Here is a 6454-nt window from a genome sequence, read left to right as displayed (position 1 = left end):
TTTTACCGGTTATAATATCGACTGATGCGACCATACCCGGAATGATGACCATTGGATGCTCTTTTGTTCCGAGGTAGTTCTTGTCTGTTCGCAGCCGAGCGATGTAGTAACTGTGGCCTTCTTTATCGGTTATCGTGTCTGGGCTTAGCTGTACCAGCTCGCCATTCAGGCCACCGTAGGTGGTGTAGTCGTAAGCGGTAAACTTCACTACGGCATGCTGCCCAGGATGCAGGAAGGCAATGTCACGCGGCTGAATCTTCACTTCAATAAGCAGTGAGTCATCAAGGGGAACGATTTCAACCAAATCACTGCCTGGTTGAATAACTCCACCAATGGTATTAACCATAATTTGCTGGACGACACCGCGAACCGGTGAAACCACCATGGTTCGATTGACGCGGTCTTCCAGTGCTTTGCCAGTTGCTTCTGCTTTGCTCAGATTGGTGCGTGCTTCATTTAGCTGTGAAAGTGCGTCGCTCTGGAAGCGGTTACGACTTTCGCCAATCTTATTTTCAATCTCTTTCGTTTCTGATGCGGATTTAGGAATAGAAAGAGTGATGGAGTCCAGCAGCCCTTTAGTCTCCACTTCAGTGCGGCGTAAACGCAGAATTTCCACTTTAGAAATTGCACCTGATGCCAGCAGCGGCTCAGACATTTTGATCTCTTGTTGCAGTAAACCCAGGCTATGTTTGTACTGTTCCTGTTTCGACTGGAAGTCACGCAGTTCCTGTTTTTTCTGCACTAACTGTTCCTGAAGACCTTCAATTTCATTCTGGAACTGGCGACGGCGACTATTAAATAAATCGACCTCCCCGCGTGCAACTTCTGGAGCCTTCTGAGCAATCTCATCTGAAATAACGAAATCTTTGTCTTCAGCTTCCGCAGTCAGACGGTCGATTTTAGCCTGCAAGCCGAGTTTGTCGGCTTCAGTCTCACCCACATTCGATGCAAAGCGAGTATCATCCAAATGAATCAATGGTGCGCCAGCTTCAACTATCTGCCCTTCATGCACATACAGCTCGGTGACAATACCGCCTTCCAGGTTCTGTATTTTTTGCAAGCGCGATGATGGGATGGCTTTGCCTTCGCCTCGTGTAACTTCATCAAGTTTGGCAAATCCAGCCCAAACGAACGCCAGTAAGACCAATACCAGGATAGTCCAAAGAGTCAGGCGAATAACGCGCGGGGAGTCATCAATCAGAGCATGACTCACCTCGTTAATGTTATCGGCCTGGTTCTCATCACGACCTTTAAAGTAGTGGCGAATTTGCGGGCGTAAACGTGCAAATAACTCAGCGAGACGCATTGATTTGACCCTTCTTCAGCGCATCCATAACAATGGCTTTCGGGCCATCAGCAATAATGCGTCCTTTATCAACAATAATCAGTCGATCAACCAGTGTCAGCATTGACGCTTTGTGCGTCACGAGCAACAGTGTTTTATCCGCGACAAATGGCACCAGTGCTTGTTTAATCTTGTCTTCACTGGTGTTGTCCATCGCACTGGTTGGTTCATCAAGCAGCAGGACTGGTGGCTCCAGCAGGAGTGCACGAGCCAGCGCAACAGCCTGGCGTTGCCCACCGGACAGTTGCATACCACGTTCACCAACTTGCAAGTTGTAACCATCAGGGTGAACACGAGCGAATTCATTAACACCAGCAAGTTCTGCGGCGCGCAGCATCGTTTCATCGTCCACATAACGGGCACCGCAAATCAGGTTATCGCGCAGTGAACCATTAAATAGCTGAATATCCTGAGGAACATAACCAATGCTATGGCGCAAATCGTTGACGTCCAACTGACGAGCATCTACATCATCGATCAAAATATTACCGCCGGTTGGCTGGTAAAGATTGATTATCAACTTGCTGATCGAGCTCTTACCCGAGCCACTGCGCCCGATAATACCCACGCGTTCGCCGGGCTTAATAGTCAGGTTAATCTTTTGCAGTGAAGGGTTTTTTTGCTCAGGATAACTGAAGTCAACATCTTTGAATTCAATGCTGCCACGGAAGGTTTCACGCTTCAGCGGATGCTCATGCTCGCGTCTTTCCTGCGGCATCGACATCATTTGCTCGGTATTTTTGATGGTCAGACGCGCCTGGTGATAACGGGCTATCAACCCGGTCAGCTGACCCATTGGCATTAGTGCTCGGCCATTAAGCATGTAGCAGGCAATCAGGCCACCCATGCTCAATTTGCCGCCAATAATCATATACACGCCGACGATAATCATGATGACGCCAGACATTTGCTGGAACCATCCGGTCAAGTTGCTGGCGAAGCTGGATAAGGTTTTAACGCGTAATTCCAGGCGGCTTAAACTGCCCAGAGTTTGTTCCCATTGATACTGGCGTTCGCTTTGTGCGTTGTTAACTTTGATAGCGTCCAGGCCACTGAGTGTTTCAATCAGCAATGCCTGACGCTCACTTGCCAAACTCATGGTTTTGGCAACGGCAGCATTTACCGGTTTCTGCAATGCCCAGCTAATCACCAGCGCGATAGGGAAGGTGAGTAATGGAATCCATGCCAACGTGCCGCCGATAATGCCAATTACCAGCAACAGCACTAGCGTAAACGGCAAATCGATCAGCGTGGTCAACGTCAGTGAAGAAAGGAAATCACGCAGCGACTGAAATTCATGAATGTTTTGTGCAAAGCTACCCACGCGAGCAGGGCGCGCTTTCATCTCCATGCCGGTAATACGCTCAAAGAGTGTGGCTGAGATAATCAGGTCACTTTTTTTACCGGCAATATCGAGGCAGACACCGCGCAGCATTTTTAAGATCAAGTCGAAAACAAACGCCATGCAAATACCGACGGCCAAAACCCACAACGTCACCGTGGCATGATTGGGTACAACCCTGTCATACACGTTCATGGTGAACAGCGGCGTTCCCAATGCAATCAGGTTAATCAGCAAGCTTGCTAGTATCGCATCCATGTACAGATAGCGAGACAGCATCAGCGTGTCTTTGAACCAGGATTTTGTACGTGGCAGGAAAGATTCAGACTGTAAGTCAAACTCATGGCGAGGATGTGCGAAAATCACCTGGCCTGCATAGCTCTTCTCAAGTTCTGCTGCATCAATATTGATTTCACCGCCTTCGCTCTCGCTTGGCATAATGCGAGCAGTTCCATCGACGTTCCAACCCAGCAGTACGGCGGCACCACCATCGTGCAGCAAAAGAATCGCAGGCAGAGACATGGCGGCGATTTTATTGAGAGAACGTTTGATGACACGTGCTTTTAACCCTGCACGAGCGGCAGCACGAGGCAAAATAGCCAGCGTCAGGCGATCGTTCTCCAGCGGCAGCCCACTACTTAATGTTGAGCGGCTTGCTGATTTACCATGCACAGAACAAAGAACCAGCAGGCAATCGAGCAATGGATCGTCATTGCGACTGCGCGGGTCATGATAATGCGACTCCTCAACAGGAGGAGCCTCTGACATTGTATTCATGTTTTCAACTTGTGAATTCATTGATAAGAATGTTCCTGACGCAATTATTCAGCAAAAAATAAAAAGCGAGCTAATCCTGAAATAGTTCACTGGTGAACTATTTCAGTTAATTAAATGCTAATTAAGTTCAGGTAATGAGTTATCTTCTGGGGAGTCGATTGGTTGGCCAGCAGGCACTGGATTAATTTTAAGTGCTTTTAATAATTCTCCAATACGCGCACAAATACGATAACCGGTGGTAATTTCCAGGTAACGTAATTCAACCAAGCGACGTTTCGCTGAGAATACTTCATTTTCACTATCTAATAAATCCAGAAGTGTTCGTTCACCTAAACTAAATTGATCCTGATATGCGGTACGAACTTTCACGCTGCGATCGGCATAATCTGTGGCTGCGGGTATTTGGTCTCTGGCGCTTTTTAATGCTGACCATGCCAGGCCAATTTCCTGGTTCATCTGGCGCAGCGTGTTATTACGCACGTCCTGAGCTTGTTTTTCCTGATACGCGCGGGACTGCATTGCTGCTTTATCGCTGCCACCCTGGTACAGGTTGTAATGCAGTTTTACCATCGCTTGCCACTCTTCTGAATGGGCGCGAGTCGTGTCGGTGTCATTACTGATGCTGCGAGACAGTGCCACATCAACGCGTGGGTAAAACGTTGATTTAGAAGCTTCATATTGTTGGCGAGCTGCCTGAATATCAGCATTGGCAGATTTCAACAGCGGGCTGTTGTCTTCCATTATGCGTTTGGCATCTTCAAGAGATTTTGGAAGGATTGCATCAATACGCTCAGGCAGACTCAGGTTCTCGGGCGCTTCGCCGGTCACGCTCATGAATGTCGTATTGGCATCTTCGAGGTTGGTTTGCTCAGTCAACAAGTTGTTGCGCGCCTGCGCCAGACGCGCTTCAGCCTGCATTAAATCGCCCGAGCGGCCAACGCCCTGGTCGGTACGTAAACGAATCTGGTCATAGATTCGCTCATGGTTCGCGAGGTCATCTTCTGCCAGATGCACATATTCCTGGCGTTGCAATACATCAAGGTAGGCTTGAACCACCTGGAAAGCGGTGTTCTCGCTGATGTTGAGCACGCTAAAAGCCCGTGAATCAACGGTTGCTTTTTGACGTCCAACCTCACTTGATGTTGCAAAACCGTCGAATACATTCTGGTTGAGACTAAGCGTGGCGTCGTTTGGCGACAGATTCATCCCATTCTTACTACCACCCGCGCGCGTGGTAGCATCATTGATGTTTTTCTTACCTGCTTCGGCATCAACATTTAGAGAAGGAAGATACCCACCGCGAGCGGCACGCAAATCCTGTTCTGCAGAATAACGACTATTTACTGAAGCATTAACTTCCGGATGGCTGGATAAAGCTTGATTTACGGTATTTTGTAAAGTTGCTGCGTTAACTGATGGTATTGATAAACAACCAAGTATAAAAAGGGAAAACTTCTGCATTTTTATGAAGCCTTTATATTGCGCGCGTTAACGATATCCCTATATCACGCCTTATATCCATTTCAGTTTTAACACGAAACATCATATTAATTAACAAGTGCAGAGGTCTTTATCTGATTACATTAAACGCAGCTTCATTCGCAATGAAATTTAATGTTCTGTAATGTGATGTTTCACTTTTCGTCATTTTTGATTATATTTAACGCTCAGTCAAGCCTCCGATAATAGAGTTCTAATAACTGTGTTTTTTTCTACATTTATAAATACTCATCAATAAGGATATGTCCATTAATGGGCATTTTTCTATTTTTGGTTATGTATTACAAATGAAATAATAATGTTATTAATTATTTAATTTATTGCGGCTTTTATAAAAATAATGATGATTTTCAAGAGAGGGTACTGTGAGTAATTTACTCGGTGTTATTAAAGCGGTAATTGGCCAGGTTTATGTAGTAGAAGCAGATGGCTCGCAGCGTCTCTTGAAAGAAGGTGACAGAATTTACAGTGGTGAAGAGATTGTCACGGGTGCCAGCGGCGCGGTAAGCGTATCGCTGCCTGATGGTAAAACCTTGGATCTTGGTCGTAATAGCCACTGGAGTGAGCATGGCTTGAATGCAGTAAGTACTGCAGAGCATGACACTCAAGATGTCGCATCATTACAGAAAGCCATTGCTGACGGCGCTGACCCGACACAAGCATTAGAAGCAACCGCTGCGGGCAATGAAGCCCCGGTGCAAATTGAGGGCGGCGGCGGTGGCCACACTCTTGTTCAGTTAGATTTAACCGGGCAGATAATTGATCCAACCGCTGGTTTTAAAACAGCTGGCCTGGGTTCGCCGACATGGGAACTTAACTTACCCGAGAACGGTTTAGCTGATGCAGGGGCCCCTCCTGTTTTACCACCGTTAGTTAACATTGATGATTTTGCGGGTAACGATGGTTTTATTAACAAAAATGAAATAAACCATACTCCCATCAGCGGTACCAGTAATCAAAATCACATCACACTCACCTTTACCGATAGCCAAAAAAACACAATCACCATTGATGTTCCCGTCAACAACGGGCACTGGACGGCGCAACCTGATCTCACCGGCCTGGTTGAAGGTGATATTACTGTTTTGGCAACAGCCACTGACGTTTCGGGGCGCACGGCAACAAGTACCGATAATGCCGTAATCGACATTACGGACCTGCATGACAACATCACCATCGATAACGTCACGCCAGATAACGTTATCAACATCGCTGAATCTCATAATCCACTGACGTCGGTTCACGGAAAAGTGGGGGGCGACGCCAAACTCGGCGATGAGGTGACCTTGACGGTAGACGGCAAGGATTACCACACCAACGTTATCGCGATGGGTGACGGTACGCTGGGGTATACGGTTGATGTGTCAACTCAGGGACTGCTGGCTAATCCGCAGATCCACGCTGTCGTCACCTCAACGGATGAAGCCGGGAATACAACAGAAGCTCACACTGACCATACCGTAATTATTGATACTCAAGTTGATGCCACT

Annotated in this window: 4 protein-coding genes; 1 reads left to right on the top strand and 3 read right to left on the bottom strand. The window is 47.2% G+C overall.

What is annotated here, in order from left to right; all coding sequences use genetic code 11:
- The 3 genes from M979_RS13615 to M979_RS13605 all read right to left on the bottom strand — a co-directional run.
- Positions 1-1306: HlyD family type I secretion periplasmic adaptor subunit (locus tag M979_RS13615; RefSeq protein WP_064555250.1), on the bottom strand; the 1306-nt coding region annotated here is incomplete at its 3' end.
- Positions 1293-3464: a type I secretion system permease/ATPase gene (locus M979_RS13610; protein ID WP_064555251.1), complete on the bottom strand. Its 2172-nt coding sequence runs from the start codon at positions 3462-3464 to the stop codon at positions 1293-1295. The genes M979_RS13615 and M979_RS13610, both read right to left, overlap by 14 nt.
- A gap of 117 nt (positions 3465-3581) precedes the next feature.
- Positions 3582-4925: a TolC family outer membrane protein gene (locus tag M979_RS13605; protein ID WP_034457635.1), complete on the bottom strand. Its 1344-nt coding sequence runs from the start codon at positions 4923-4925 to the stop codon at positions 3582-3584.
- A 404-nt stretch (positions 4926-5329) separates the two neighbouring features.
- Between M979_RS13605 and M979_RS13600 the strand changes: the two genes are divergently transcribed.
- Positions 5330-6454, top strand: a 1125-nt coding sequence (locus M979_RS13600; protein ID WP_157093248.1) for a retention module-containing protein, incomplete at its 3' end; no start/stop codon positions are given.

This window comes from Buttiauxella noackiae ATCC 51607, assembly GCF_001654865.1.
GTDB lineage: Bacteria > Pseudomonadota > Gammaproteobacteria > Enterobacterales > Enterobacteriaceae > Buttiauxella > Buttiauxella noackiae.
This window is presented reverse-complemented; position numbering and strand designations above follow the sequence as displayed.